25 protein-coding genes are annotated in these 25,962 nt (G+C 64.7%); 9 read left to right on the top strand and 16 right to left on the bottom strand.

From position 1 onward, the window contains the following. Positions 1-69 precede the first annotated feature (69 nt). The gene (locus tag QX048_RS28310) at positions 70-1,236 is read right to left on the bottom strand and encodes an acyl-CoA dehydrogenase family protein (protein WP_315714448.1); all 1,167 of its coding nucleotides are present in this window, start codon (positions 1,234-1,236) and stop codon (positions 70-72) included. Between the two features lie 4 nt (positions 1,237-1,240). After that, positions 1,241-2,446 (bottom strand): CoA transferase, encoded by a 1,206-nt coding sequence (locus tag QX048_RS28305; protein WP_315749743.1) that lies wholly within the window; start codon positions 2,444-2,446, stop codon positions 1,241-1,243. Positions 2,447-2,702: 256 nt separating this feature from the next. On the opposite strand from QX048_RS28305, the gene QX048_RS28300 reads away from it, so the two are divergent. Both QX048_RS28300 and QX048_RS28295 read left to right on the top strand, forming a co-directional pair. After that, the gene (locus QX048_RS28300) at positions 2,703-3,128 is read left to right on the top strand and encodes a GFA family protein (protein ID WP_315749742.1); all 426 of its coding nucleotides are present in this window, start codon (positions 2,703-2,705) and stop codon (positions 3,126-3,128) included. A gap of 669 nt (positions 3,129-3,797) precedes the next feature. Further along, positions 3,798-4,361 carry a DinB family protein gene (locus QX048_RS28295; RefSeq protein ID WP_315827391.1) on the top strand — a complete coding sequence of 188 codons (564 nt, stop codon included), beginning with the start codon at positions 3,798-3,800 and terminating at the stop codon, positions 4,359-4,361. A gap of 214 nt (positions 4,362-4,575) precedes the next feature. Here QX048_RS28295 and QX048_RS28290 read toward each other — a convergent pair whose 3' ends face one another. The 7 genes from QX048_RS28290 to QX048_RS28260 all read right to left on the bottom strand — a co-directional run bounded on the left by QX048_RS28290 (position 4,576) and on the right by QX048_RS28260 (position 12,356). Continuing rightward, positions 4,576-5,130, bottom strand: coding sequence for a GNAT family N-acetyltransferase (locus QX048_RS28290; RefSeq protein ID WP_315827390.1), 555 nt, complete (start codon positions 5,128-5,130; stop codon positions 4,576-4,578). A 200-nt stretch (positions 5,131-5,330) separates the two neighbouring features. Further along, entirely contained in the window at positions 5,331-6,500 is a 1,170-nt protein-coding gene (locus QX048_RS28285; protein WP_315749736.1) for an acetyl-CoA acetyltransferase, read from the bottom strand. A gap of 75 nt (positions 6,501-6,575) precedes the next feature. Beyond that, entirely contained in the window at positions 6,576-7,559 is a 984-nt protein-coding gene (gene denD, locus QX048_RS28280) for a D-erythronate dehydrogenase (RefSeq protein ID WP_315827389.1), read from the bottom strand. Positions 7,560-7,779: 220 nt separating this feature from the next. Continuing rightward, complete coding sequence (locus QX048_RS28275) at positions 7,780-8,688, bottom strand: carbohydrate ABC transporter permease (protein WP_315714455.1); 909 nt, start codon at positions 8,686-8,688, stop codon at positions 7,780-7,782. Next, complete coding sequence (locus QX048_RS28270) at positions 8,685-9,638, bottom strand: sugar ABC transporter permease (RefSeq protein WP_315749734.1); 954 nt, start codon at positions 9,636-9,638, stop codon at positions 8,685-8,687. Before QX048_RS28270 ends, QX048_RS28275 begins: the two co-directional genes overlap by 4 nt. A gap of 266 nt (positions 9,639-9,904) precedes the next feature. Beyond that, the gene (locus QX048_RS28265) at positions 9,905-11,227 is read right to left on the bottom strand and encodes an ABC transporter substrate-binding protein (protein WP_315749733.1); all 1,323 of its coding nucleotides are present in this window, start codon (positions 11,225-11,227) and stop codon (positions 9,905-9,907) included. A 67-nt stretch (positions 11,228-11,294) separates the two neighbouring features. Continuing rightward, positions 11,295-12,356 carry a sn-glycerol-3-phosphate ABC transporter ATP-binding protein UgpC gene (locus tag QX048_RS28260; RefSeq protein ID WP_315827388.1) on the bottom strand — a complete coding sequence of 354 codons (1,062 nt, stop codon included), beginning with the start codon at positions 12,354-12,356 and terminating at the stop codon, positions 11,295-11,297. Between the two features lie 300 nt (positions 12,357-12,656). Here QX048_RS28260 and QX048_RS28255 point away from each other — a divergent pair, with 300 nt between their 5' ends. The 7 genes from QX048_RS28255 to QX048_RS28225 all read left to right on the top strand — a co-directional run bounded on the left by QX048_RS28255 (position 12,657) and on the right by QX048_RS28225 (position 19,226). After that, positions 12,657-13,736, top strand: a complete 1,080-nt coding sequence (locus QX048_RS28255) for a LacI family DNA-binding transcriptional regulator (RefSeq protein WP_315827387.1) — start codon at positions 12,657-12,659, stop codon at positions 13,734-13,736. Positions 13,737-13,874: 138 nt separating this feature from the next. Then, positions 13,875-15,698, top strand: a complete 1,824-nt coding sequence (locus QX048_RS28250) for an IlvD/Edd family dehydratase (protein ID WP_315714460.1) — start codon at positions 13,875-13,877, stop codon at positions 15,696-15,698. Positions 15,699-15,839: 141 nt separating this feature from the next. Then, the gene (locus tag QX048_RS28245) at positions 15,840-16,574 is read left to right on the top strand and encodes an SDR family oxidoreductase (protein ID WP_315827386.1); all 735 of its coding nucleotides are present in this window, start codon (positions 15,840-15,842) and stop codon (positions 16,572-16,574) included. A 115-nt stretch (positions 16,575-16,689) separates the two neighbouring features. After that, positions 16,690-17,436 carry an SDR family NAD(P)-dependent oxidoreductase gene (locus tag QX048_RS28240; protein ID WP_315714463.1) on the top strand — a complete coding sequence of 249 codons (747 nt, stop codon included), beginning with the start codon at positions 16,690-16,692 and terminating at the stop codon, positions 17,434-17,436. A 201-nt stretch (positions 17,437-17,637) separates the two neighbouring features. Next, entirely contained in the window at positions 17,638-18,027 is a 390-nt protein-coding gene (locus QX048_RS28235; RefSeq protein ID WP_315714464.1) for a GFA family protein, read from the top strand. A 55-nt stretch (positions 18,028-18,082) separates the two neighbouring features. Next, positions 18,083-18,763 (top strand): site-2 protease family protein, encoded by a 681-nt coding sequence (locus QX048_RS28230; protein ID WP_315714465.1) that lies wholly within the window; start codon positions 18,083-18,085, stop codon positions 18,761-18,763. A 61-nt stretch (positions 18,764-18,824) separates the two neighbouring features. Continuing rightward, a complete protein-coding gene (locus QX048_RS28225) occupies positions 18,825-19,226 on the top strand; it encodes a hypothetical protein (RefSeq protein WP_315714962.1) in 402 nt (133 codons plus the stop codon). A 21-nt stretch (positions 19,227-19,247) separates the two neighbouring features. Here the strand turns inward: QX048_RS28225 and QX048_RS28220 are convergent, their stop codons facing one another. The 7 genes from QX048_RS28220 to QX048_RS28190 form a co-directional block, all read right to left on the bottom strand. Then, a complete protein-coding gene (locus QX048_RS28220; RefSeq protein ID WP_315714466.1) occupies positions 19,248-20,036 on the bottom strand; it encodes a TonB family protein in 789 nt (262 codons plus the stop codon). A 16-nt stretch (positions 20,037-20,052) separates the two neighbouring features. Next, positions 20,053-20,520, bottom strand: coding sequence for a TonB system transport protein ExbD (gene exbD, locus QX048_RS28215; RefSeq protein ID WP_315714467.1), 468 nt, complete (start codon positions 20,518-20,520; stop codon positions 20,053-20,055). 6 nt (positions 20,521-20,526) lie between these two features. Next, positions 20,527-21,465, bottom strand: coding sequence for a tonB-system energizer ExbB (gene exbB, locus QX048_RS28210; RefSeq protein ID WP_315714468.1), 939 nt, complete (start codon positions 21,463-21,465; stop codon positions 20,527-20,529). A gap of 11 nt (positions 21,466-21,476) precedes the next feature. After that, a complete protein-coding gene (locus tag QX048_RS28205; RefSeq protein WP_315827385.1) occupies positions 21,477-22,166 on the bottom strand; it encodes a Fe2+-dependent dioxygenase in 690 nt (229 codons plus the stop codon). A gap of 2 nt (positions 22,167-22,168) precedes the next feature. Next, complete coding sequence (locus QX048_RS28200; RefSeq protein WP_315827384.1) at positions 22,169-24,589, bottom strand: TonB-dependent receptor; 2,421 nt, start codon at positions 24,587-24,589, stop codon at positions 22,169-22,171. A 239-nt stretch (positions 24,590-24,828) separates the two neighbouring features. Next, entirely contained in the window at positions 24,829-25,089 is a 261-nt protein-coding gene (locus QX048_RS28195) for a hypothetical protein (protein WP_315827383.1), read from the bottom strand. A 379-nt stretch (positions 25,090-25,468) separates the two neighbouring features. Next, a complete protein-coding gene (locus tag QX048_RS28190; protein ID WP_315739692.1) occupies positions 25,469-25,930 on the bottom strand; it encodes a MarR family transcriptional regulator in 462 nt (153 codons plus the stop codon). Between the last annotated feature and the right edge of the window lie 32 nt (positions 25,931-25,962).

Genomic DNA, 25,962 nt, shown 5'->3' with positions numbered 1-25,962 from the left:
AAGGGGGGAGGGAATGCGGGCAGCGTGCGTCCATCACGATTGGGTTCATCATTTCAGCAACAGTTCATCTCAATACGACTTCGGCATGCCGAGGACCTTCTCGGCGATGAAGGACAGGATCAGTTGCGGGCTGATCGGGGCGATGCGGGGGATCAGGGATTCGCGCAGGTAACGTTCGACGTGATACTCGCGCGCGTAGCCGAAGCCGCCATGGGTCATCACCGCCTGCTCGCAGGCGTGGAAGCCGGCTTCGGCGGCGAGATATTTCGCGGCGTTCGCCGCCGGGCCGCAAGGCCGGCCCTGGTCGTACTGCCAGCCGGCCTGCAGCACCATCAGCCACGCGGCCTCCAGCTCCATCCAGTTCTTCGCCAGGGGATGCTGGATGCCCTGGTTCTGGCCGATTGGGCGATTGAACACGTTGCGCACCTTCGCATAGGCCGACGCGCGCGACAGTGCGAGATGACCGAGCCCGACGGCTTCGGCGGCAATCAGGATACGCTCCGGGTTCATGCCGTGCAGGATGTAGTCGAAGCCGCGCCCCTCCTCGCCCAGGCGATCCTCGACCGGAATCTCGACATCCTCGAAGAACAGCTCATTGGAGTCGACCGGCTTGCGGCCCATCTTCTCGATCTCGTGCACCTTGATCCGGCTGCGGTCGAAATCGGTGTAGAACAGGCTGAGCCCATGGGTCGGGCGCTTCACCTCCTCCAGCGGCGTCGTGCGCGCCAGCAGCAGGATCTTCTCGGCGACCTGCGCGGTCGAGATCCACACCTTCTGGCCGTTGACGATGTAGCGGTCGCCCTTGCGCACGGCACGCGTCTTGAGCTGGGTGGTGTTGAGGCCGGTGTTCGGCTCGGTCACGGCGAAGCAGGCCTTCTCGCTGCCATCGACGATGCCCGGCAGCATCCGCGCACACTGCTCTTTGGTCCCGAACACGACGACCGGATTGAGCCCGAACACGTTCATGTGGATCGCCGAGGCACCGGACATGCCGGCGCCGGATTCGGCGATGGTGCGCATCATGATCGCAGCATCGAGAATGCCGAGCCCGGAGCCGCCATACGCCTCCGGGATGCAGATGCCGAGCCAGCCAGCCTCGGCCAAGGCCCTGTGGAAGTCGGCGGGAAAACCGCCCTCCTTGTCCTTCTTCAGCCAGTAGGCATCGTCGAAGCGAGCACAGATTTTGGCCACCGCATCGCGGATCGATTCCTGGTTGGCGGAGAGCGCGAAATCCATCGTCTCACTCCCTGGCAGGCGCCGGCGTCGTCACGCCGTCGCGGATCATCGCGGCGATCTCCTCGTCCGAGAAACCAAGCTCGTGCAGGATAACCGCGCCATGCTCGTTCGGCCGTGCCGCCAGACGCAGCGGCTCGGCCTTGGTCTCGGACCAGGTCGCGGACACGCGGGTGCTGCGGATCGGACCTTCGGTCGGATGTTCGACCACGGGAAAGAAATCGGTCGCCACGAGGTGCGGATCGTTCAGCAGGCTTTCGAGGTCGTGCATCGGCATGACCGGCACATCGGCGGCATCCAGCAGATCGGTCCATTCGGCCGTGGTCCGCGTCTGAAAGATGCGCGCGAGCTCGGCATAGACGAAATCGATGTTGGCGGCACGCCGGGCAAAGCTGTTGAACCTGTCATCCGCGCGCAGGTCGGTGCGGCCGGACGCGGTGAAGAACGCGTCCCATTGCTTGTCGTTGTAGACGATCACGCAGATATGGCCGTCGGCGGTCTTGTAGGGCCTGCGGTCGGGCGACAAATGCCGCGCATAGCCGCCCTTGTCGAGCGGGGGCTGGTAGGTGAGCCCGCCCATGTGGTCGCCCATGATGAAGGCCGACATGGTCTCGAACATCGGCACGTCCAGGCGCTGGCCGCGCCCGGTGCGGTCACGGTGCACGAGGCTGGCGCAGATGGCACCGACCGCCGTCAGGCCGACGATGCGGTCGACCAGCGCATTGGGCACATAACGCGGCGTGCCGTCACCGGCGACCGCCATCAGATGCGACAGCGCCGCCCCGCCCTGGATCAGGTCGTCATAGGCCGGTTTGGCCGCATAGGGACCATCCTGGCCGAAGCCGAACACACCGGCATAGACCAGCCGCGGATTGAGCGCGGAGACCACGTCATAGCCGAGGTTCAGCCGCGCCATCGCCTGCGGCCGGATGTTGTAGAGCAGGACGTCGGCGTCCTTGATGAGCCGCAGCGCGGCCTCGCGTCCCCTGGGCTTCTTGAGGTCGAGGCAGATCACGCGCTTGCTGCGGTTGGTATTGAGATAGACCGGCCCCATGCCCGGATGATGCCACGGGCCGATCTTGCGGGTGACGTCTCCTTCCGGCGATTCCACCTTGATGACATCGGCGCCGTAGTCGCCGAGCGTCTGGGCGGCATACGGCCCCATCAGCACGGTGGTCATGTCGATGACCTTGATGCCCGCAAGCGGTCCCATCGTGGCGTCGGCTCCCTCGATCCTTGTTGTCGCCAGAGCTAACGGCACCTGATGTTCCCTAGCAAGCCGCCGCGCGGGTATGGGGCCATGCGTCAGATCCCCCGCCGCAACATTCCGTGTCGCGGATCACGGACGACGACCGCCGCGCTGCACCAGATGTTCCCCGCCGCGAGCTGCATTCTAGGATTCCATTTCAGCGTTCAGGTGTGTCAGCATGCCGGTCCAACATCCAAAACAAACACGAGGGAGAACACTCATGACGCTCTATCAGGGCAAATGCTTCTGCGGCGCGGTCGAGATCGAGGCCGATGGCGAGCCGGAGGCGATGGGCTATTGCCACTGTTCGTCGTGCCGCTCCTGGTCGGCCGGTCCGGTCAACGCCTTCACCCTGTGGAAGCCTGCGAACGTGCGGGTGACCAAGGGGGCTGACGCGATCGGCAGCTATCACAAGACCGACATGAGCCACCGCAAATACTGCACCAAGTGTGGCGGGCATCTGATGACCGACCACCCGCCGCTCGGCATGATCGACGTCTATGCCGCGACGATTCCGACGCTGAAGTTCACGCCCGGTGTGCACGTCAACTACGCGGAGACGGTGCTGCCCATCAGGGATGGCCTGCCGAAGCTGAAGGATTTCCCGGCGGAGTTCGGCGGCTCCGGCGAGATGATGCCGGAGTGAGACAAGGTCTGCTTTTCGCAAGCACCCAAGCATCGATGGCCTCGCGACAGGATCTGTCCGAGCTGTGCTGATCGAAGCCGCCCCCTTCGAAACAGAGGGCGCAGGGAAGGCCGGGTGCCGACTGGCACCCGTGCGAAAGAAAGCACGGGGAGAGAACCACAGGTTCAGCCGGACCGACCCGGCCTTCCCTGCGCGATGGTTTTCACGCTTATTTCGCGCTCTCCTCGGTGCGCCGGCTTTTGGCCACCGTCGTCCTTGGGGATCATCATGCCCCGCGAACTTGGCATCAGCGTCGGGATGCCGGGACCACGCGACTTCACGTCCGCGCCATGCCGTTCGTCCGCGCAGACAAGCTACGCTGCGACACGTCGCGGCCACCGCCTCCCTGCCTCAACGTTCGTGACGATCGCGAAGCGCCCCTCGTGGCGAAGCAGGATGGGGAGAGTGAAGCATATTTTCTGGAAAAGCGAAACATGAATCTTTTTGACCAGGGGACTGGACAGGCCAAATCAGCTTGAAGGCCCTGGAGAAAATCGCCGCTTGGCCGATCCCGGCAGAGTTCCGCAAAAGCGCATGGGGATGATGCGCTCCGGCCCGCCGAAATGGATGGTGAAGGGAGCACGGAGTTCCGTATGATCTGCGGCGAGCCATCACGGGGTGCCCTGATCAATGCCCGCCGATCTCGTCCAGACCTTCCGCGCGTTCGCCTACAACAATGCCTGGGCCAATCACCGGCTGCTGACCGCCTGCGGCCAGCTCAGCGCCGAGGATTTCGCTGCCGAGCGCACCGGCTTTTTCCCCAGCCTGCAGCGGACCCTGAACCACATCTACATCATCGACCTGTTCTACATCGACGCGCTGGAAGGCGGCTGGCTCGGCCCGATGGCGTGGCAGAACGAGGTGCCGTTCCCGCGCCTCGCAGATCTTGCGAAGGCGCAGGGCGCGATGGACCGCCGGCTGATTGCTTTCTGCGAGGCGCTGACGCCGGCGCGGCTCGACGACACCGTCCGCATCAACCGCGAGAGCCGGGTGCAGAACGAGCGCTGCGACCGGCTGCTGCTGCACCTGTTCCAGCACGACATCCATCACCGCGGCCAGGCGCATGCCATGCTGTCGAGCACCAGCGTCAAGCCGCCGCAGCTCGACGAGTTTTTCCCTGCGGATGATTCAAGCTTGCGGGCGAAGGATTTCGCCGAGCTGGGGTTCAGCGAGGAAAAGGTGTGGCGGAGCTGATGCACGCGTGGCTTCCCTCCCTCCGTCATTCCGGGGCGCGCGCAGCGCGAGCCCGGAATCCATAGCCACAACCGGCCGTGGGGCGCGAGATGCTCTTGGCGCCTGCCTTCGACACACCTCGTCCTGTGGTTATGGATTCCGGGCTCATTCGCGCTGCTTCAAAATGGCTTCGCCATTTTGCGCGCGAATGCCCCGGAATGACTGGGAGGAGAGATCAGCGCGAGGCATTGGCCCACACCTCGCGCGGAAGCCGGTACATCACCTGCCGGCGCAACGGGCTGTCCGCCTCGACTCGCGGATGATCGAAATCCGACGCCTCGTCCCTGATCATGCCGAGCTTGCGCATGACGTTCTGTGACGCCTGATTGGCCGGCGCGGCATAGGCGCTGATCTCGTGGAGGCCGAGCTCATCGAAGCCGAACGTGAGCGACGCCCGCGCCGCCTCGGTCGCAATCCCCTGCCCCCAGGCCGCGCGCGCCAGCCGCCAGCCGATCTCGACCGCCGGCGTGAACGGCGCATCGAAGGCGACGCGGAACAGGCCGGTGGCGCCGAGGAAAGTGCCGGTGGCGCGGTCTTCGACCACCCAGAAGCCGAAGCCGTGCGCGGCCTGATGGACGATCTGGAAATCGATCCACCGGTCCGAGTCCTGCCGCGTTGGCAGCGCGCGGAGGAATTGCATCACGGCCGGATCGGCGGACATCGCCGCGAACGGCGCGCGATCGTCGTCGCGCCACTCGCGCAAGGTCAGGCGTTCGGTGGAGATGATCATGATGGGCAATCGGACCAGTCAATGACAAAGAGCTTCCGCATCGCGGAAGCTCTCCTGTATCACCGTCATTGCGAGGAACGCAGCGACGAAGCAATCCAGAGCGGCACGCGCGGCCCTGGATTGCTTCCGCCGTCGCCTTTCGGGCTATGGCGGACAAGTCGCTTCGCTCGCGATGACGAACGATAGACGGTCGTTGAGCCTTACTTCGCTGGCTCCAGGATCGACACGTAGTTGGCCACGGCCGCACCGCCCATGTTGAAGATGCCGCCGAGCTTGGCGTTGGGGAGCTGCATGCCTTCCGGCGCGGAGCCGGTGAGCTGCATGGCGGTCATCACGTGCATGGAGACGCCGGTGGCGCCGATCGGGTGGCCCTTGGCCTTCAGGCCGCCGGACGGATTGACCGGCAGCTTGCCGTCCTTGAGCGTCCAGCCCTCCTTGATGGCGCGGGCACCCTGCCCGCGCGGCGTCAGGCCCATCGCCTCGTACTCGATCAGCTCGGCGACCGTGAAGCAGTCATGGGTCTCGACGAAGGAGAGATCGGACAGCGTGACGCCGGCTTTCTCCAGCGCGCGCTGCCAGGCCACGGTGCAGCCCTCGAAGGCGAGGATGTCGCGCTTGGACATCGGCAGGAAATCCTGCGCGTGCGCGGTGGCGCGCACGTTCACTGCCTTGGCGAAGGACTTCGCGGTCTCGCTGTCGGTCAGCACCAGAGCGGCGGCGCCGTCGGACACCAGCGAGCAGTCGGTGCGCTTCAGGGGGCCGGCGACGTAAGGGTTCTTCTCGCTCTCGGAGCGGCAGAACTCGAAGCCGAAATCCTTGCGCATCTGAGCATAGGGATTGGCGACGCCGTTCCTGTGGTTCTTGGCGGCGATCAGCGCCAGCGCGTCGGACTGGTCGCCGTATTTCTGGAAATAGCCCTGCGCGATCTTGCCGAACACGCCGGCGAAGCCGCCGACGGTGTCGCCGTCCTCCGGCAGGTAGGACGCCTTGAGCAGGTTCTTGCCGATCTCCGGGCCCGGTGTGCGCGTCATCTGCTCGACGCCCACGACCAGCACGATTTTCGCGGCGCCGGCGGCGATGGCGCGGATGCCCTGGTGCACGGCGGCCGAGCCCGTCGCGCAGGCGTTCTCGACCCGGGTCGCCGGCTTGAAGCGCAGCGCCGGATCGGCCTGCAGCACCAGCGAGGCGGTGAAATCCTGGGGCGAGAAGCCGGCGTTGAAATGGCCGAGCACGATCTCGTCGACGTCACCGGCCGAGATGCCGGCGTCGGCGATCGCCTCATTGGCGACCTTGACGACAAGGCTCTCGACGGTCTCGGCGTCGAACTTCCCGAACGGCGTATGCGCCCATCCGACGATGCTGGCGGTCATGCTCTCTCTCCCGAATGTCTCCCTGCCCCTCAAATGGCGCTTTGCGCCATGTGAGTCCAGAGGCTGGCGGCCGTCTCAGGCCACGAACTTGCCACCGAGCTCATCCTCAATGTGAATCCGGATGATGTCGTCGAAGGTCTTTTCCTCGGTGGTGAAGCCGAGTTCGCGAGCCCGCTTGGCCTCGAAATTCCGCGGCCAGCCGGCGACGATGCCCACAATGAAGGGATCCGGCTCCCGCTTGATGCGATCCGCCACCTTGTCGCCTGCCACGCGACGCAGGGCTGCGATCTGCTCGCCAACCGTCGCCGACAGGCCGGGCATGGTCAGGTTCCGGCGTGGGCCGATCTTGGCCGTGTCCATGGTTGCGGCATGCAGGAGGAAGCCGACCGCCGAGCGCGGCGTGGCGTGCCAGTGGCGGACGTCCTCGGACACCGGCAGCACGGCCTCCTTGCCGGCCAAGGGCTCGCGCAGGATGTTGGAGAAGAAGCCGGAGGCGGCCTTGTTGGGCGCGCCGGGGCGGATGCAGATGGTCGGCAGGCGGATGCCGACGCCGTCGAAGAAGCCGCGGCGGCTGTAATCGGCCAGCAGGAGCTCACCGATCGCCTTCTGGGTGCCGTAGCTGAGCAGCGGCGCATTGACGAACTCGTCGCCGATGGCCTCGGGGAACGGCGCGCCGAACACCGCGATCGAGGAGGTAAAGACCAGCCGCGGCTTGTAGCCGTCGCCGATCAGCCTGACGGCGTCGAACAGCATCCGCGTGCCGTCGAGATTGATGCGGTAGCCCTTGTCGAAATCGAGCTCGGCCTCGCCGGAGACGATCGCGGCGAGGTGGAAGATCACGTCGGGACGGCCGGCGACGAGCTTCTCCGCAAAGCCTGGGACGGCGAAGTCCCCGGCGATGGTGTCGACGGCGATGGACGTGTCGGGCTTGGCCGGCGCGACGATGTCCTGCAGCGTCATGCGAGTGATGGCCTTGTCGCCGAGGCGGCCGTCGCGGACGAGACGCTCGACCAGCTTGCGCCCGACCATGCCGGCGGCGCCGAGAACGAGAATATGCAAGGGTATGCTCCTTCAAATGCAACGATTGGGCATGGTCTCAACGTTCGTCATTGCGAGCGAAGCGACTTGTCCGCCATAGCCCGAAAGGCGACGGCGGAAGCAATCCAGAGTCATCGGAATGGCTCTGGATTGCTTCGTCGCTTCGCTCCTCGCAATGACGGGAGTTGAGATCCGCGTGAGCAGCAAGCGACGCCTTGACCCGGCTCACGGACAAAGCCGCCTACTCCTTCACCGCGCCGGTCATGGCCGACACATAATGCTCGACGAAGAAGGCGTAAAGAATGACCAGCGGCAGCGAGCCGACCAGGGCGCCGGCCATCAGCGATCCCCATTTGTAGATGTCGCCGTCGACGAACTCGTTGACGATGGCGACCGGCACGGTCTTGTTCGGCGTCGACTGCAGGAAGGTCAGCGCGTAGATGAACTCGTTCCAGCACAGGGTGAATGAGAAGATGAAGGCCGAGATCAGGCCGGGCACGGCGAGCGGCACCACGATCTTCACCAGGATCTGCCAGCGGCTGGCGCCGTCGATCAGCGCGCATTCCTCGAGCTCGAACGGGATGGTCTTGAAGTAGCCCATCAGCAGCCAGGTCGAGAACGGGATGAGCAGCGTCGGATAGACCAGGATCAAGGACAACGGCGAGTCGAACAGCCCATAGGCCTGGATCACCGAGGCCAGCGGGATGAACAGGATCGACGGCGGCACCAGATAGGCGAAGAAGATCAGCACGCCGACGGTATCGGCGCCCTTGAAGCGCAACCGCACGATCGCATACGCCGCGAGCACCGAGGCGAAGATCGACAGCGTGGTGGCGCCGACCGCGACATACATCGTGTTCCACAGCCAGCGCGGATACTGCGTCTCGAACAGCAGCTTGGAGATGTGCTTGAAGGTCGGATGCACCACCCAGAACGGATTGTACTTCTCCATGTCGATCAGCTGCTCGTCCGGTTTGATCGACGTCAGCCCCATCCAGTAGAACGGGAACAGCAGCACCACGAGGATGATGCCGAGCGGCAGATACAGCGTGATCAGCCGGCGCGGCAGCGACTCGAGGTAGCTCATGCCCTCGGATTCGTCGGTGCCGGCCGTGGTGGGCGCCTTGGCGTGCAGCGTGGTGTCGGTCATTGGTCGGATCCTTGCTGCCATTTGCGCCGTTGCATGCCAAACCAGGAGATCGCGATCGCCGCCATCAGGAACGGGATCATCGCGGTGGCGATCGCGGCGCCCTCGCCGAGCCGTCCGGAGATGATGCCGCGCTGATAGCTCAAGGTCGCCATCAGATGCGTGGCATTGACCGGGCCGCCGCGGGTCAGCGCCCAGATCAGCTGGAAGTCGGTGAAGGTGAACAGCACCGAGAAGGTCATGACGACCGCGATGATCGGCGTCAGCAAGGGATAGGTGATGAAGCGGAAGCGCTGCCAGCTGGTGGCGCCGTCGAGCGTGGCCGCCTCGTACAGCGAGGGCGACACGGTCTGCAGGCCGGCGAGCAAGGTGATCGCGACGAACGGCACACCGCGCCAGATGTTGGCGATGATGACGGAGGCGCGCGCCCAGGAGGTGTCGCCGAGGAAGTTGATGTTCTGGGTGATGATTCCGAGCTTGATCAGCGACCAGGAGATGATCGAGAATTGGGAATCGTAGATCCACCAGAACGCGATCGCCGACAGCACGGTGGGCACGATGAAGGGGATCAGCACGATGGCGCGGATCATCGCCTTGAACGGCATGTGCCGGTTCAACAGCAGCGCGAGATAGAGCCCGATGGCGAATTTGATGGCGCTCGCCACGATCGTGTAGAGCAGCGTGTTGAACACCGACAGCCAGAAGATCGAGTCGTCCCACAGCCATTCGTAGTTCTCCAGACCGACGAAGACGCCGCTGCGGCCGATCTTCTCGTCGGTGAAGCTCATCCAGACGCCGAGCCCCAGCGGATAGGCCAGGAACAGGATCAGGAAAGCCGCCGCGGGCAGCATGAACCACAGCGCGATCACGTTGCGGTTGGTCTTGATGCGCACCCATGCCGAGGGCTCGCCGACGGCGGCGCCTCGTGGCAACGAGGTCTGAATGGTACTCATTTATCCAGCAGCTCCCTTCGAACCGTGGGGTGAGCGACGCGCGCCCACCGGCGTTCGGGACGGATAGAGTTACTCCGTCATTGCGAGGAGCGAAGCGACGAAGCAATCCAGAGTCCAACGTTCGGCCCTGGATTGCTTCCGCCGTCGCCCGTCGGGCTATGGCGGACACGTCGCTGCGCTCGCAATGACGGTGGGCACGGCGCGTTGCGCCTTGCCCACCCTCCGACGATGGCGACCGGCGCTCTCGCGCGCCGGTCGGCCTCGCCTCAGCGGAAGATGCGCTTGGCGGAGCGCTCGGCGCTCGCCATCGCCGTCTTCACGTCCTCGCGGCCCGTGCAGTAGTTCGCGAACATGTCGACCAGGACGAAGTCGGCGATCGCGGCCGCAGCGGCCTCGCCGAGCTTGCCGACGCCGGCCGGCGTGGTCGCGGTCGCCGCGACGTCGCGATACGGCGTGTTCTTCGGATCGACGGTCCAGATCGGGTTGGCGTCATAGGCCTTGAGGAAGTGCGACAGGTAGCCCTGCGCCGCCTCGATCCACGGATTGAACTGCTCCGGCTCCAGCATGAAGGCGGTGAACGCCTTGCAGGTCTGCGGATACTTCGAGAAGTTGAACACCAGGATCGGGAAGCCAAGATGCATCTCGCGGGTCTTGCCGTCGAGGCCGGGCGGCAGATGCGCGTGGTTCATGTCCTCGGCAATCTGCGGCGCCTCCTTCTTGGCGGTCACGTAGATCGAGATGCCGTTGACGGTGGCGTAGAGCTGGCCGGCGAGGAACGCCTTGTTGTTGGACGAGTCGTTCCACGACGCGGTGCCCGGCACGAAATTGTCGTACAGGCCCTTGACGTATTCGAGCGCCTTGGCGGTCTCCGGCGAGTTGATGACGACCTTGTTGTCCTTGTCGATCAAATTGCCGCCGTGCGCCCACAGCGCCCAGTGCACCCAGCCATTGGCGTCGCCCGAGGCATGGCCGAGCGCCATGCCGCCCGGGGTGCCGTTCTTGTTCATGGCCTTGAAGAACTCGGACATTCCCGCGAGATCCTTCGGGAACTCCTTGAAGCCGGCCTTTTCAGCCGCCGAGACGCGGTAGTTGATGAGACCGCCGGTGGCCGCCACGGGAATGCCGATCCACTTGCCGTCGAGCATGCCATAGGCCTTGCCCGAGTCGGTCCAGCCGCCGCACTTCTTGCCGAGGTAATCGGCGACGTCGGTCATGTCGACGCACTTGTTGGAGAACAGGAAGGGCAGCGTGTAGAGGCCCCACACCATGTCGAGCCCCTGCCCCGTATTGGCCGCGACCGAGGCCTTGGGCTGGACGTCGTCATAGGATTCGTTGGAGACGTTGATGGTGACGTTGTTGGCCTTCTGGAAGGCGTCGACGATCTTCATGAAGGCCACGTCCTCGGCCTCGACGAAGCGCTTCCAGCGCATCATGTTGATCTTGGCGCCGGGCTCGGGCTTGAAGGGCGAGGTCTGCGCCCAGGCCTTGGCGTAGCCGAGCAGGTCCTCGGCCGACATGGTCGCGGCAGCCGCCAGCAAGGTCGCGCCGCCCTTGAGCAGAGACCGTCGATCGGTGGGGAAATAAGCCATCTGAAGTTTTCTCCCGTTGAGTATTTTGCTTGTTTTGTTTGTTCTGTCGTTGCGTCGAGCGGCCGGCTCAAATCCTCCGGCCGCTATCCTTGTCGAACAGATGCGCCGCCGACGCCCGCGGGCGCAAATGGATCTTCTCGCCGGGATTGACCTCGTGGCGATCGCGGAACACCGCGATGATGTCCTGGGTGCCGATCCGGGCGACGATCTGCGTCTCCGAACCGGTCGGCTCGACCACGACGACCTCGGCTTCGATGCCGTCGCTGGCGAGCTCGAGATGCTCGGGCCGCACGCCGTACACCACAGGACGACCGTCGGAGGCCGCCGGCGCGGCGAGGATCGGCAGCCTGGCGCCGTTCTCGGTCTCGACATAGACCGACCCATTGGACTTCAGGTGGCCGTTGAGGAAGTTCATCGCCGGCGAGCCGATGAATCCGGCCACGAACTGGTTGTCCGGCTTGTCGTACAGATCGAGCGGCGAGCCCATCTGCTCGACGATGCCGTCATGCATCACGACGATCTTGTCGGCCATCGTCATGGCCTCGATCTGGTCGTGGGTGACGTAGACGGTGGTGGTCTTGAGACGCTGATGCAGCTCCTTGATCTCGGTGCGCATCGCGACGCGCAGCTTGGCGTCGAGGTTCGACAACGGCTCGTCGAACAGGAACACCTGCGGATCGCGCACGATGGCGCGGCCCATTGCGACGCGCTGGCGCTGGCCACCGGAGAGCTGGCGCGGATAGCGGTCGAGCAGCGGCGTCAGCGCCAGGATCTCGGCGGCGCGCGCGACGCCCTTCTTGATGTCCTCCGGCCGCGCGCCGCGCAGCTTCAGCGAGAAGCCCATGTTGTCGGCGACCGTCATATGCGGATAGAGCGCGTAGTTCTGGAACACCATCGCGATGTCGCGCTCTTTCGGCTGCACGTTGTTGACGACGCGCTCGCCGATCGAGATGGTTCCGGCGGTGATGTTCTCGAGCCCTGCGAGCATGCGCAGCAGCGTCGACTTGCCGCAGCCGGACGGCCCGACCAGCACGACGAACTCGCCATCCTCGATCGGAATCGTCACGCCGTGCAGCACTTCGAATCCGCCGAATGATTTGCGCACGTCGCGAATTTGCACCGACGACATCAATTTCCTCCTCAAAGACCGACAGCATTGGCTGCTTGCCGGCGGCATTCTGACCGTTGTTCTCGGCCGTTTGATCAGGCCGCTTGTCGTTTTGTAGTCCTGGTCGTGCAGTCTTGTTCTTGGTGGTCTTGTTTTTGATGGTCTTGTTGGCTCTGGTCGTTCCGACCGGCTCCGAAACAGGGCCAGTGCGGCCGACATTGTCCGCAGTTCAGTTCGCTTCCGCAATGCCTCGCTTAGCAACCGCGTGATAGCGCTGTCAATATCGCTTGTGTACCAGACCGCCTATGCTATGAGCGAGGCATGGGACGGAAACGCATCGAGCCGGGCAAAGTCCGGCTGACCGAAGTTGCGGCACTGGCGGGCGTCAGCCCGATCACGGTGTCACGCTTCTTCCGTAATCCCGACACGGTCTCGGCCGGCCGCCGCACGAGGATCGAGAGTGCCGCCAAGGAGCTCGGCTATGTGCCGAACCTCGCCGCGCGCGCGCTCGCATCGCAGCGCACCGAAGTGATCGGCGTGCTGATACCGTCCCTCACCAACAACGTGTTCTCCGACGTGCTGCGGGGCATCTATGATGCGTTCGAAGGCAGCCGCTACAGCATCCAGCTCGCCAACACCCGCTACAGCGTGTTGCAGGAGGAGCGCCTGCTGCGGTTGTTCCTGATGCAGAAGCCGGCCGGCCTGATCGTGACCGGTCTCGACCAGACGGCGGAGAGCCGGTCGATCATCCAGGCAGCGGACTGTCCCGTCGTGCAGATCATGGAGCTCGGCGCCAACCCGATCGACATGATGATCGGATTTTCGCACGTCGATGCCTGTTTTGCAGCCATTTCACACCTTCTCGCGCAGGGCTGCCGTCGCATCGGCTTCATCGGCGCCCGCATGGACCCAAGGGTGCAGCGCAGGCTGCAGGGCTATCAGAACGCGATGAAGGAGGCCGGCTTGTTCGACCCGCGTCTCATCGTCACGGCGCCTGTTCCGACCTCGACCACAATGGGCGGCAGCCTGTTCTCCGATCTGCTGATGAAGGCGCCGGATCTCGACGCCGTGTTCTGCGCCAACGACGATCTCGCGCTCGGCGTGCTGTTCGAATGCCAGCGCCGGCACATTGCGGTACCCGAGCAGATCGCGATCGTCGGCTTCAACGACATGGAATTCATGGCCGCGGCGGTTCCGACGCTCACCAGCGTGCGTACCAATCGCTACGAGATGGGTCGGCGTGCGGCGACGATGATCATGGACGCCGTCGAAGGCCGTCCCGTGGCGCAGCGCGTCGTCGATCTCGGCTTCGAGGTGATCGAACGGCAGAGCTCGACCTTGCAGCGCGCCGCCGCAAGTCCGCAGCCCGCGTCGGGGCGCGCTTCCGGAACAAAATGGTAGCGCAACCAAAAGCCATGAACTAGAACCACTCGAACCAACGACGACTTGAACGAAAGACGTAGGCGATCTTCGACAGCGGGCCGATAGCGCGCAGACGACGGACCGGCCTCGCCACGTTTGCACTGCGGGAGAAAACACATGACGAACTCGAACGGGCATGCCGGCAACGGCGCTGACAAAAGCCGCAAGCTGCGCTCGCAGGCGTGGTTCAACGATCCGCACAATCCGGGCATGACCGCGCTCTATCTCGAGCGCTATCTGAATTACGGCCTGACCCGGGCTGAGCTGCAGTCGGGCAAGCCGATCATCGGCATTGCCCAGACCGGCAACGATCTCTCGCCCTGCAACCGCCACCACATCGAGCTGGCGCACCGCGTCCGCGAGGGCATCCGCGCCGCCGGCGGCATCGCGATGGAATTTCCGACCCATCCGATCCAGGAGACCGGCAAGCGCCCGACGGCCGCGCTCGACCGCAACCTCGCTTATCTCGGCCTGGTCGAAATCCTGTTCGGCTATCCGCTCGACGGCGTGGTGCTGACGACCGGCTGCGACAAGACGACGCCGGCCTGCCTGATGGCCGCGGCAACCGTGAACATCCCCGCCATCGTGCTGTCGGGCGGCCCGATGCTGAACGGCTGGCACGAGGGGCAGCGCACCGGCTCCGGCACCGTGGTGTGGAAGTCGCGCGAGCGGCTCGCCGCCGGCGAGATCGGCTATGAGGAGTTCATGGAGATCGTCGCCTCCTCGGCGCCGTCGGTTGGCCATTGCAACACCATGGGCACGGCGTCGACGATGAATGCGCTGGCCGAGGCGCTCGGCATGTCCCTGCCCGGCTGCGCCGCGATCCCCGCGCCCTATCGCGAGCGCGGCCAGATCGCCTACGAGACCGGAACGCGCATCGTCGACATGGTGTGGGAAGACCTGAAGCCATCCGACATCCTGACACGCAAGGCGTTCGAGAACTGCATCGTCGCCAACTCCGCGATCGGCGGCTCGACCAACGCGCCGATCCATATCAACGCGCTGGCGCGCCATGTCGGCGTCGAGCTCGACATCGACGACTGGCAGAAGGTCGGCCACGACGTGCCGCTGCTCGTCAACATGCAGCCGGCCGGCTTCTATCTCGGCGAGGAATTCCATCGCGCCGGCGGCGTGCCGGCCGTGATCGGCGAGTTGATGCGGCACAAGCGCATCCACGAGGACGTCATCACCGTCAACGGCCGCAGCATGGGTGAGAATTGCCGCGAGGCAGCGAAGCCCGACGGCGACGTGATCTGGTCCTACGACAAGCCGCTGGTGAAGGATGCCGGCTTCCTGGTGCTGCGCGGCAACCTGTTCGATTCCGCGATCATGAAGACCAGCGTGATCTCCAAGGAGTTCCGCGACCGCTATCTCAGCAATCCGAAGGACCCGAACGCCTTCGAGGGCCGCGCCATCGTGTTCGAGGGGCCTGAGGACTATCACGACCGCATCGATGATGAGCAGCTTGCGATCGACGAGCACTGCGTGCTGTTCATCCGCGGCGCCGGTCCGATCGGCTATCCCGGCGGCGCCGAGGTCGTGAACATGCAGCCGCCGGCGGCGCTGATCAAGCGCGGCATCCTGTCCCTGCCCTGCATTGGCGACGGCCGGCAGTCCGGCACCTCGGGCTCACCGTCGATTCTCAATGCGTCGCCGGAGGCCGCCGCCGATGGCGGGCTCGCAATCCTCAAGACCGGCGATCGCGTGCGCATCGACCTCAACAAGGGCTCGGCCAATATCCTGATCTCGGACGAGGAGCTTGCGAAGCGGCGCGCCGAGCTGAAGGCCAAGGGCGGCTTCCCGCACCCCGCCAACCAGACGCCATGGCAGGAGCTCTATCGCAACACCGTCGGCCAGCAGGCCACCGGCGCCTGCATGGAGCTTGCCACGCGCTATCACAACATCGCCGGCACCGTGGGTGTGGCAAGGCATAATCACTAGACCCAACTGCCGTCATTCCGGGGCGCGCGAAGCGCGAGCCCGGAATCCATACTCCCGATCGTGGTCATGGATTCCGGGCCCATCGCTTCGCGATGTCCCGGAATGACGATAACTAAGAAGTCAATTCCCAAGGGAGACCCCATGTCCGACCGTCTCAAGGGCAAGCGCGCCTTCGTCACTGCCGCCGCTGCCGGCATCGGCCGCGCCTGTGCCATTGCGTTCGCGCGTCAAGGCGCCACCGTATTCGCCACCGACATCGATGATAACGGCCTGAGCACGCTGAAGAGCGAAGGCATTGCCGAGGTCGCGACGCTCGACGTGCGCAACACCGCGGCCGTGAACGCGATGGCCGAGCGGGTCGGCAAGGTCGAGATCCTGCTCAACGCCGCCGGCTTCGTGCACAACGGCACCATCCTCGACTGCTCCGACGACGACTGGGATTTCTCGTTCGATCTGAACGTCAAGTCGATGCACCGCACGATCCGCGCCTTCCTGCCGAAGATGCTCGATCAGGGCGGCGGCGCCATCGTCAACATCGCCTCCGCCGCGGGCGTGTTCAAGGCGGCACCGAACCGCTACGTCTACGGTGCGACCAAGGCCGCCGTGGCGGCGCTGACGCGCTCGGTCGCCGCCGATTTCGTCGGCAAGAAGATCCGCTGCAACTGCATCTGCCCGGGCACGATCGAAACGCCCTCGATGCTCGGACGCGCAGCCTCGGCCGGCCCGAACGGGCTGGAGATGTTCATCTCGCGCCAGCCGATGGGCCGGCTCGGCACGGCGGAGGAGATCGCCCATCTCGCGGTCTATCTTGCCAGCGACGAGAGCGCGTTCACGACCGGCGTCGCGCATACCATCGACGGCGGCTGGACGCTGTAGTTCTGCTCCGTCATTCCGGGGCAGCCCGCAGGGCTGAACCCGGAATCTCGAGATTCCGGGTTCGCGCTGCGCGCGCTCCGGAATGACGACAACAAAGATCGACCGGGGAAACATCATGAACCACATCGACCTTACCAACCGCTGCGCCGTGGTCACCGGCGGCGCGCAAGGTTTTGGCCGCGCCATCACCGAGCGCTTCAAGTCGTCGGGCGCGAAGGTTGCGATCTGGGATCACGACATCGCGCTGGCGGAGAAGACCGCGCAGGCGATCGGTCCGGAGGTGCTGGCGCTGCAGGTCGACGTCACCGACACCAAAGCGGTCGAAGGCGCCCGTGACGCGACGCTGGCCGCGTTCGGCAGCATCGACATCCTGGTCAACAATGCCGGCATCGCCGGCATCAACAAGACGGTGTGGGAGACCGATCTCGAGGAGTGGCGCAAGGTGCTGCGCATCAATCTCGACGGTCCCTTCATCTGCGCCAAGGCGATCGTGCCGGTGATGCTGAAGCAGGGCTATGGCCGCATCGTCAACATCGCCTCGATCGCCGGCAAGGAGGGCAACCCGAACGCTGCGCACTACTCCGCGTCCAAAGCCGGCCTGATCGCGCTGACAAAGTCGCTCGGCAAGGAGCTGGCGCAGCACAACATCACGGTCAATGCGGTGACGCCCGCCGCGGCGAAGACTGCCATCTTCGACCAGATGACGGAAGCGCACATCAACTTCATGCTGTCGAAGATCCCGAAAGGCCGCTTCGTGCTGGTGGAAGAGCTCGCCGCGCTGGTGTCGTGGCTCGCCTCGGAAGAGTGCTCGTTCTCGACCGGCGCCGTATTCGACATTTCCGGCGGCCGCGCAACGTATTAGTCGGCGTGCCGATCGATAGAGCCCGTCCTCACCGAGAAATCGTCATTGCGAGGAGGCGAAAGTCGACGAAGCACTCCAGAGCTCCTCGCGCGGCCCTGGATTGCTTCGCGGCGCCGCTGCGCTCGCAATGACGGCGATAGGCAGAACCTTCCGGTGCTGCTGACGATCGCGAGAGTTCATGACCAGTTGGGAGGTCCCACCATGACCCACCACGGCGGCTGCTTCTGCGGCGCGGTGCGCTTCCAATGCACCGGCGAGCCGATCAACGTACGCGTCTGCCACTGCCGCAACTGCCAGCGGGCGACGGGCGCGCCGTTCTTCGCCCGCGCGCTGTTCGCGCACGACGCGCTGACGATCACCGGCGAAACCGCGCGCTTCCCCTCCTCCGACGCGCTCGATCGCATGTTCTGCCCGCGCTGCGGCGTCAGGCTGTTCTCATGGCGCAGGACGCGCCCGGTTGTCGGCGTGGCCCTGGCCTGCTTCGACGACCGCAACGCCTTTGCCCCGACCGAGCACATCTGGGTCTCGGAAAAGATGGATTGGGTGCAGCTCAGCGACGGCCTGCCGCAATTTCCGGAGAATCCCGCGTAGCATCGGGGAACCATCGTGCCTATGTAAGGCGGTAACGCGTCCGGAACCCCGATCCTTGAACATCTCGCTCTACGGCATCTCCGTCTGGATCCTGCCGATCATCATCGCCATCACCTTTCATGAGGCTGCTCACGCCTTCGTCGCCTGGCGGTTCGGCGACGACACCGCGTTGCGACTCGGTCGCGTCAGCTTCAACCCGCTCAAGCACATCGATCCGTTCGGCACCGTCCTGCTGCCGGGCATGCTGCTGCTGTCCGGCTCGCCGTTCCTGTTCGGCTACGCCAAGCCGGTGCCGGTCGATTTTCGCAATCTGAAGCCGCTGCGCGCCGGCATGGTGATGGTGGCGCTGGCCGGACCGGCCACCAACATCGCGCTGGCGCTGGCGGCCGGACTGGCGTTCCACGCCCTGCCGCTGGTTCCACCGGAGGCGGCGCGGTGGGTGGCCAGCAATCTGTGGAATATTTTCTCGTTCAACATCCTGCTCGCCGTGTTCAACATGCTCCCGATACCGCCGCTCGATGGCGGCCGGGTCGCGGTGGGCGTGCTGCCGGCGGCGCTGGCGCGGCCGCTTGCCCGGCTCGAGCCGTATGGCATGCTGATTCTGATCGGATGTCTGATCCTCCTGCCGCTGGCGGGTTCCCAATTTGGTCTCAATCTTGATCTCGTGTCGGGGCTGCTCCGCGCCACGACCGATTCTCTGAAGCAGCTGCTTCTGCTATTGACGGGTAATGTCTAGATCTACCCGTCAGGGATGGTAACGAACGAGCCCCGAGGCACTCTTGGTCAAAGCCGCTGACATGATGATCGCACGCCGCGCCGACACCCGCGCCCGTGCCGATTTCGCGACCTGGAAGATGATCGCCAAGCTGAACGGCGCCTCCGGCCTGCCGCCGGCGGCGCAGGACTTCCTGGCAAGCTACAAGGCCCGCCTCGGCGACATGCCGGAGGACGAGGCGACCGAGGCCACCATCCGCGAGATGTACAAGGCCTATTATGCCGAGATGGGCGGCGGCGGCGCCCCGCCCGAGGTCAAGCCGGTCGCCGCCGAGCCGGTGACCGGCAATGTCACCGCCTTCCGCAAGCTGCCGCCGAAGAAGGCGGCGCAAAGTGGGACGACCGCTCCGCGCAAGCTGCCGGTTGCGCTGATCTTCGCCGCGCTCTGCGTGGTCTACGTCGGAGTCAGGCTGTATTGGCAGTGAGGTCAGCCGAACCCCACCCGCTCATTTCGGCGGGTTGAACTTGACCGGCAGGATGAAGGAGAACTCGTCGTCGGTGAGGCCCGCGGGAGGCTTTGGCACGGGATCCGAACGGCGGACCATGCTGAGGGCGGCCTGATCGAACTCCGGATCGCCGGACGTTTCCTTGACGTCCACCGAGACGACACGGCCGAGCCGATTGAGCACGAGCGCCAGCTTGAGCTGGGCAGCGGCCTTCTTTCCGGATGGATACTTCTTGTGCAGTTCGAAATAGGCGCTGATCTTGCGGCCCCAATTGGCCGTCAGCCTTTGCACGTCCTTGCCGATACCGGCATTCGGCGCTTTGGTCTTCTCGGCTTCAGGAACCTTCTCGTCCAGGGCCTTGCGCGCGCTGTCTTCGGAGGCTTCCTGCGCCTCCGACGCCTGTGTCTGGACCGTCGCGACCTTCTGCTCCTCGGTCGGCTTCTTCACGTCAGAGGTCGTGACCTCGCGGTCGGCCTCCTCGGTCGTGGTCGGCACATCCTTCTGCAGATCGGTCTGCTCGACCTCGGCCTTCTGCTCCTGCATCTGCGGAGCGGCGGTCTGCGCTACCGAGTCCTGTCCGACCGGAACCTCGTCGTCCTCGACCTTCGGCGAGCCCATATCGATGTCGATGACCTCGGCGCCCGCCGCGCCGAGGCCGCCGGCGTCCTCGTCGTCGTTCAGATGCGTCAGCGCCAGCGCGGCCCCGCCGACATGCAGGATCAGCGCGCCCATGATCGCCAGAAACCAGAGACGGCGCGAGGGGGAGTGCCCGATGTCGAGGTCGCTCATCACAAGCCGGCGCTCCTCACGGCTGCGCGGGCTGGGCCGGCGGCACCTGCACGGCCGCGGCAGGCGGCGCTTCCAGCGCCACCAGCTTGATCTTGGTGTAACCGCCGGCGCGCAGCAGTTCCAGGACGCCCATCAGCTCGCCATAGGGCACCAGCTTGTCAGCGCGCAGGAAGATCGGCCGGTCCTTCGGCTGATCGGTCATGGCATCGAGCTCGCGCACGAGATCGACGCGCTTGACCAGATTTTCCCCGATCGCCAGCGACAGGTCCGGCTTGATCGAGACATAGGTCGGCTTGTCCGGCTTCTTCTGCGGCGTGGCGCTCGAGGACGGCAGGTCGATCGGCAGGTCGACGGTCGAGAGCGGCGCGGCCACCATGAAGATGATCAGCAGCACCAGGATGACGTCGATGAAAGGCGTCACGTTGATGTCGTGGGTCTCGTCGAAATCGTCGTCGAGATCGCCTTCGGAGAGCGAGACGGCCATCCTCGGCTACTCCGCCGCCCGGACGTGAAGGCCGGTATGGCTGCGATCGAGATCGCGCGACAGCAATCGTCCGGTGGTGCCGGAGGCGCGGTTGACGAGCTCGAGATAGCCCTTCGTGACCCGCGAGAAGTGATTGTAGATGATCACGGCCGGAATCGCCGCGGCCAGACCGATCGCGGTCGCCAGCAGCGCTTCCGCGATGCCCGGCGCGACCACCGCGAGGTTGGTGGTCTGCGATCTGGAAATGCCGATGAAGCTGTTCATGATGCCCCAGACGGTACCGAACAGTCCGACGAAGGGCGAGATCGCGCCGACGGTGGCGAGCAGGCCCATGCCGGTGCGGACCCTGCGCGCTTCGGCTCGAACGATCTCGGTGAAGCTCGAGGCTGCGCGCTCCTTGATGCCCTCGTCACTGCCGAGCCCGGCCGACAGCCGTGCCTCTGATATCGCAGCCTGCAGCAGCAATGCCGCGACGGTCTTGCCTTGACCAAGCGCAAGATGGGCCTCGGCCAGCGACTTCGCCCCGGTCAGCTTGCGCAGCGCGACGACCAGCCGGCGGCGCAGGACGGAGAATTCGAGGCTCTTGGCGATCAGGATCGTCCAGCTTGCGATCGAGGCCAGCGCCAGCATGATCATGACCGCTTTGACGACGATGTCGGCCTTGAGAAACATGCCGAACGGCGACAGCTCGTCCAGCCCGGTGGTCACCGACTTGCCATTGCGGGCGCCGGTCTCGATGCCCACCGGGGCGGCAGCCGTTGGGGCGACCTGTCCCGACGCGGGAGGGGCCATCGTCTGGGCTGTGCCCGGCGCCGGCGCGGACAGATCGGTCGAGACCGCCGGGGCGGACCTGGCCGGCTCCTGCTGCGCATGTGCAGGTAGCCCCGCAGCAACAGACAGACATGACAGGACGATTGCAAACCTAACGAGGAACGATGTCATCATATCTCGGCCCATTAGACCTCGGCCCATTGCCGGATCAGATTGTGATAGATGCCGGTCAGCTTGACAGCATCGGGATCGTCCCTCCCGAGGCGGTCAGCCAAGCTCTGGATCGCCGCGTCCAGATCGAAGATCATGCTCCGGACGTGGGCATCCCGTATCATGCTCTGCATCCAGAAAAAAGAGGCGACCCGGGCGCCGCGCGTGACCGGCGTGACCATGTGAAGGCTCGATGACGGATACAGCACCGCGTGCCCCGCGGGCAACTTGACTTCGTGCGAGCCGTAGGTGTCCTCGATCACAAGCTCGCCACCGTCATAGCTGTCGGGCTCGGCCAGGAACAAGGTCATCGACAGATCGGTGCGGATGCGCAGGCCGGTCAGCGGATCGCCGCGCACGGCATTGTCGACATGGATGCCGAAATGGTCGCCGCGCGAGGCAGTGTAGCGGTTGAACAAGGGCGGAAAGATCTGCAGCGGGATCGCCGCCGACAGGAAGCGCGGATGCTTCGTCAACGCCTGGATGACGCGCTGGCCGAGCACCCGCGCCGCCTCGCCATCCGGTGGCAATTGCTCGTTGCGCTTGACCATGGCCGACTGCGCCCCGGCCGTCGAGCGGCCGTCCTCCCACTCCGCCGCATCCATGATGCGGCGGAACTCGGCCACCTCGTCCTTCGACAGAACGTCGGGGATGCAGATCAGCATGATCAGAACTTCGCAGTGGTGACGATGTAGAAGGCGCGCCCCGGGGCCACGGCGACGAACGGCACCGCGCTCCGATACAGTGTGTCGTAATAGAGCTTGTTGGTCAGGTTCTGGGCATAAAGCTTCATGGTCCAGTGCGCATCAAGCTTCTTCTCGACGAACGCGTCGAAGCGCCAGTAGCTCGGCAGCTCGTTGCCGGTGTTCGCCGCGAAGGTACCGCCATAGACCTTGGAGCGGTAGACCGCCTGGCCGCCGATCTCCCAGCCATTGTCGAGCTTGTACTTCGACAGCATGCTGAACGACTGGTGGGCGATGTTGGCGAGCTGCAGGCCGATGTTGGAAGCGACGCCACTCTGCGTGACCTTCGACTGCATCAGCACCAGGCCGCCGAAGATGCTCCAGCGATCGGTGAGCTTGCCTTCCGCCTCGATGTCGATGCCCTGGATGCGGTAGGCCGCGCCCGAGGTGAGCAGGCCGCCGACGGTCTCGCGGGCATTGTCCTTGGTGGTCTGGAACAGCGCGGCTGAGACCAGCAGATGGCGGTCGACCAGCTCCCATTTGGTGCCGAGCTCGGCCGCCTTGTTGCGCTCGGGTCCGAGCAGGACCGCGGTGTTGGCGGGCACGCCGCCATAGTCGGTGCCGGTGGCGTCGAGCTCGGAGCCGAACGGATTGGCCGAGGTCGCATAGGCCGCGTAGATGCTGCCGATCGGCATCGGCTTGTAGACCAGGCCGACATTGTAGTTGACCAGGTCGGCGTTCATCTTGAGGTATTTCGGCGAGTTCGTCGACGAGCTCATGGTGTAGCCGTCATAGCGCACCCCACCGTTCAGGATGACCGTGTCCTGCCAGTTGGCCGTGTCCATGACGTAGACGCTGTTGGTGTTGACGCCGTAGCGCGTCGGGTTGCCGACTAGCGACGGCGTATTGCTGAATGGGATGTAGGTGTACTGCGGCGAGTACACGTTGACGCCGGTAACCGTGCCCGAGCTGGTCGAGCCGCCGCCGAACAATTCGGACGAGAGGCCGGTGTAGCGATCGATCGAGATGTTCTCGTTCGAGAACTCGGTACCAAGCACCGCCGTGTGCTTGATGCCCCCGGTATCGAGCTTGAACGTGGCGTCGTTCTGGTTGGCCCAGACGTCCACCGTCTGATAGCGGCTCTGCGCGCTCGCCGTGGTGGTCCAGAGCAGCGGATTGGGGCTGGTCGTGTTCGGATTCTGCGGCAAGGTGCCGATATAGTTGAGCAGCGAGTGCTCGCCGCGGAACTTGCTGCTGAGGGTGATCGCCTCGTTGACCTTGTACTCGGCCGCGGCAGTGCCGAAATCCTGCCGCGCCGTCTGGAAGTCGCGATTGAGGAAGCCATACCAGGTGCCGCGCGGAATGCCCGCGGAGGTCACGGGGACGTTGCCTTGCTTGTAGTAGGGTACGCCGAAATCCGGATAACCCGACAGATCGGTATGGACATAGTTCGTCGTGATCTTGAGATCGTCGATCGGCGTCCACTTGGTCGAGAGGAAGGCGCCCCAGCGGTCGTCGGTGACGTAGTTGCGCCCCGCGACGTTGGAGTCCTGGAACAGACCGCCGGTGCGCACCGAGAAGGTCGGCGAGATCACCTGGTTCACGTCGAGCGTGACGCGCTTCTGCTGGTCGGTGCCGAACTCGGTATCCATCCGCTTGAAGTTCGTATCGCCAGCCTGCTTGGTGACGATGTTGATGGCGCCGCCGGCGGTGCCGCGTCCGGCATACGAAGAAGCCGGGCCGCGCAGGATCTCGATCTGCTCGGTGAAGAAGTTCTCGCGGATCGACACCGCGGGATCGCGGATGCCGTCGATGAACACGTCGTTGCGGGCGTCGAAGCCGCGGATGAAGAAGCGGTCGCCGAACGCATTGCCGCCCTCGCCCGAGCCGAGCGTGACGCCGGCGGTCGAGCGGCCGATCTCCTTGAGCGCCGTGATGTGCTTGTCCTGCAGCACCTCCTTGCTCATCACCGTGATGGTCTTGGGCGTATTCAGGAGCGGCTCAGGAAACTTGCCCGACGCCTGCACGCGGTTGACCTTGTAGGGCTCGGCTGCGTCTGCGTAAGGGTTGGCGTCCGGCGCAGACAGCCCGCCCGCGTTCGGGAACGCCACCGCGGCCTGCTGCGCCGCCTGTTGACGGGCCGCCGCGCGGCGCAGGGCATTGCGCGCGCGGACCTGCTCGGCGGTCGGCTTGGAGGACGTCGGCTTGGCGCGCGCGATCGGCGCATCGACGTTGACCGGGGGCAGGTCGGAAGCCGGCTGCGCCTCGGCCGAGGACATCGATGCCACCGCCATCAGCCCGGCCACCGCCGACACCTTGGTGACGGAGGGCCCCTCTCCTCGTCCGTCATTGACCTTCATCGCAGCGACCCCACGCAGCGAACGCGGTGCTCTCACCTGTCCCATTTTATTTTCACGCGCCCCAGATTTTTTCGTTCCACATCGCGAACGCGGATCATTTGCGTTGCAACGATGTGTCGTTGGTATCGGGCGCGTTTCAGGGGGTCAATTTGAGGAGCCCTAATTTGGCCTTGAATAGTTCCAGATCAAAACAATTCTAAAACGCTCAACTAACAACATGCGGAACTTGAAATCGTTCTAAACAGCGCGAATTGACTCGCGCTGCCGTCGAATCGCTGCGCTTGTCAGTTCGACGAGCCAGCCGGATCGTCGCTGCTCGGCGGCTTCATCAGCGAGAACAGCTCGTCCACGGTCTGCACCGCGATCTGGCGCACGCGATCGGAATCATCGACCCCCGCGATCCGCACGCCCTTGACGACGGCCCTGATCTCATCGCGAAAATCGGTCAGGAAGCGCAAGGGATCGCGCTGCTCGTTGGCGACGCGCGCGATCAGGCCGGTGACCAGGATCTGGCACGCGAGCATCTTTCCATTCAGTTCTTCCATCGTGAGCTCCCCATTCGCTATCGTCGCACGGCGCATCGTCAGGCGACGCAGCCTCGCTCCGGTTGAATCCTGCCCCTGCCCGACGGCACCATGACGGCGGCCGGACTCATCGGCTTCTAATCAGCTCCCATCGGGCGCGACAAGACGGCGAGAATAGGTCGGAGTGCGGCTTTCGCACGAGAGACCCGCGCGGTCGGCGACAGATCCGGCGCGGCGCGCTGGCCGACGATGGCGGCAGAGGAATGCCGCAGACCGCCCTGCTCTCGCGCAGGCCGCACGGCGGCAATGGCAAGCTTTTGCGCCATTTTTCGCACTCAAGATGTTTTAGTAGAACGGCACAACTCAAGATGGGATCAAGACGCTCCGCGCTGCGGCTCGGCTATTTGAGCGCGACCTCGGCTTTCGGATCGGACAGCGTCTTGATCCGATCCTTCAGGTCCCTGAGCGTGGACAGGCTGGTCGCGACGGCCTCGTCCGGAATGTCGTGCAGAACCTCGCCGGCAATCGCATCGCGCAGCTCGTCGAGATCATCGACGAGCTTTCGTCCCGCGGCGGTGAGATGGAGACGGTTCGCGCGGCGATCCCTCGGATCGTGCCGGCGCTCCAGCAGCCCCTGCTCGACCAGCCTGTCGAGCAGACGCACCAGCGAAATGGGCTGCAGTTCCAGCACTTCTGCGAGATCGACCTGTGACATCCCCTCATGCGCGCGCAGCCGAAACAGCACCACCCATTGTGCGCGGGTCGTGCCGCGCTGTTTGGCACGATGATCAATATAGTTGCGCAGGATGCGCGAGCTTTCGACAAGCTGCGCAACGAGCTGACGTCTCATATCCAGCGACATGGCTGTGAACTCCCTTGCGATCCCTCGAAGCT

Origin of the sequence: Bradyrhizobium sp. SZCCHNS30572 (assembly GCF_032484415.1) — a bacterium.
Lineage (GTDB): Bacteria > Pseudomonadota > Alphaproteobacteria > Rhizobiales > Xanthobacteraceae > Bradyrhizobium.
The sequence above is the reverse complement of the archived record's forward strand: the minus strand, read 5'-3'. Positions and strand labels throughout refer to the sequence as shown.

What these genes read in the sequence shown, in the direction of transcription:
- QX048_RS28310 (WP_315714448.1), bottom strand. Translation starts at nt 1,236, where the DNA reads ATGGATTTCGCGCTCTCCGCCAACCAGGAATCGATCCGCGATGCGGTG.
- QX048_RS28305 (WP_315749743.1), bottom strand. Translation starts at nt 2,446, where the DNA reads ATGGGACCGCTTGCGGGCATCAAGGTCATCGACATGACCACCGTGCTG.
- QX048_RS28300 (WP_315749742.1), top strand. Translation starts at nt 2,703, where the DNA reads ATGACGCTCTATCAGGGCAAATGCTTCTGCGGCGCGGTCGAGATCGAG.
- QX048_RS28295 (WP_315827391.1), top strand. Translation starts at nt 3,798, where the DNA reads ATGCCCGCCGATCTCGTCCAGACCTTCCGCGCGTTCGCCTACAACAAT.
- QX048_RS28290 (WP_315827390.1), bottom strand. Translation starts at nt 5,130, where the DNA reads ATGATCATCTCCACCGAACGCCTGACCTTGCGCGAGTGGCGCGACGAC.
- QX048_RS28285 (WP_315749736.1), bottom strand. Translation starts at nt 6,500, where the DNA reads ATGACCGCCAGCATCGTCGGATGGGCGCATACGCCGTTCGGGAAGTTC.
- QX048_RS28275 (WP_315714455.1), bottom strand. Translation starts at nt 8,688, where the DNA reads ATGACCGACACCACGCTGCACGCCAAGGCGCCCACCACGGCCGGCACC.
- QX048_RS28270 (WP_315749734.1), bottom strand. Translation starts at nt 9,638, where the DNA reads ATGAGTACCATTCAGACCTCGTTGCCACGAGGCGCCGCCGTCGGCGAG.
- QX048_RS28265 (WP_315749733.1), bottom strand. Translation starts at nt 11,227, where the DNA reads ATGGCTTATTTCCCCACCGATCGACGGTCTCTGCTCAAGGGCGGCGCG.
- QX048_RS28260 (WP_315827388.1), bottom strand. Translation starts at nt 12,356, where the DNA reads ATGTCGTCGGTGCAAATTCGCGACGTGCGCAAATCATTCGGCGGATTC.
- QX048_RS28255 (WP_315827387.1), top strand. Translation starts at nt 12,657, where the DNA reads ATGGGACGGAAACGCATCGAGCCGGGCAAAGTCCGGCTGACCGAAGTT.
- QX048_RS28250 (WP_315714460.1), top strand. Translation starts at nt 13,875, where the DNA reads ATGACGAACTCGAACGGGCATGCCGGCAACGGCGCTGACAAAAGCCGC.
- QX048_RS28245 (WP_315827386.1), top strand. Translation starts at nt 15,840, where the DNA reads ATGTCCGACCGTCTCAAGGGCAAGCGCGCCTTCGTCACTGCCGCCGCT.
- QX048_RS28240 (WP_315714463.1), top strand. Translation starts at nt 16,690, where the DNA reads ATGAACCACATCGACCTTACCAACCGCTGCGCCGTGGTCACCGGCGGC.
- QX048_RS28235 (WP_315714464.1), top strand. Translation starts at nt 17,638, where the DNA reads ATGACCCACCACGGCGGCTGCTTCTGCGGCGCGGTGCGCTTCCAATGC.
- QX048_RS28225 (WP_315714962.1), top strand. Translation starts at nt 18,825, where the DNA reads ATGATGATCGCACGCCGCGCCGACACCCGCGCCCGTGCCGATTTCGCG.
- QX048_RS28220 (WP_315714466.1), bottom strand. Translation starts at nt 20,036, where the DNA reads ATGAGCGACCTCGACATCGGGCACTCCCCCTCGCGCCGTCTCTGGTTT.
- exbD (WP_315714467.1), bottom strand. Translation starts at nt 20,520, where the DNA reads ATGGCCGTCTCGCTCTCCGAAGGCGATCTCGACGACGATTTCGACGAG.
- exbB (WP_315714468.1), bottom strand. Translation starts at nt 21,465, where the DNA reads ATGATGACATCGTTCCTCGTTAGGTTTGCAATCGTCCTGTCATGTCTG.
- QX048_RS28205 (WP_315827385.1), bottom strand. Translation starts at nt 22,166, where the DNA reads ATGCTGATCTGCATCCCCGACGTTCTGTCGAAGGACGAGGTGGCCGAG.
- QX048_RS28200 (WP_315827384.1), bottom strand. Translation starts at nt 24,589, where the DNA reads ATGGGACAGGTGAGAGCACCGCGTTCGCTGCGTGGGGTCGCTGCGATG.
- QX048_RS28195 (WP_315827383.1), bottom strand. Translation starts at nt 25,089, where the DNA reads ATGGAAGAACTGAATGGAAAGATGCTCGCGTGCCAGATCCTGGTCACC.
- QX048_RS28190 (WP_315739692.1), bottom strand. Translation starts at nt 25,930, where the DNA reads ATGTCGCTGGATATGAGACGTCAGCTCGTTGCGCAGCTTGTCGAAAGC.